General features: G+C 58.2%; 1 pseudogene. It reads left to right on the forward strand.

Annotated features, from left to right (window positions below):
- Positions 1-425: pseudogene (locus CRM90_RS30080) on the forward strand (hypothetical protein); the annotation flags it as partial.
- Between the last annotated feature and the right edge of the window lie 212 nt (positions 426-637).

Here is a 637-nt window from a genome sequence, read left to right on the forward strand (position 1 = left end):
GCCCACCCACCCGGGGCAAGCCAACTCAGATGTCACCTATTCGTGCAGCAGACCCGATCGGGGGCGAGCCGATCCGGCTGTTCCGGATCTATGCCGAGGGAAATTTCATCGAAGCCGGTATCGACACGCCCTTCTTCCAGACCGGCGAAACCAAGTACGGAAAGCCCATCCTCGACCGCGTGCTCACGAAACACACGCCCCTCGCAGACGCCACGAAATGTGTTCTGGTGTCCTTTGATTCGACCATGCGCAGCAATCTTTCGGTGGGCATGCCAATCGACTTGATCTGCTACGAACGAGACAGCCTCAAAGTGCAGTGGCGGCGTCGATTCGAAGAAGGAGACCCCTATTTCACCACCCTCAGCCAACAATGGGGCGAAGGCGTGCGGCAGGTGTTTCGCGACTTACCCGAGTTGCGCTGGTGACGATTCGTCAGACGATGGATCGCTTCATCATCACCTGTGAACACGGCGGCAACCAGATACCCGCGCCCTATCGGCGACTATTTCGAGGAAGGAAGGCGCTGCTGGATTCCCACCGGGGTCGGTGTGGGGAGGCCGAGATGTGTTGAAGTCACTATCCCACTGGATATCGGTGTTATCAAGAAGTGTCGAAATCCATCGAGGCCCGCCTGGTG

The organism is Mycobacterium sp. ENV421 (assembly GCF_002887815.1).
Taxonomy (GTDB): Bacteria; Actinomycetota; Actinomycetes; order Mycobacteriales; family Mycobacteriaceae; genus Mycobacterium.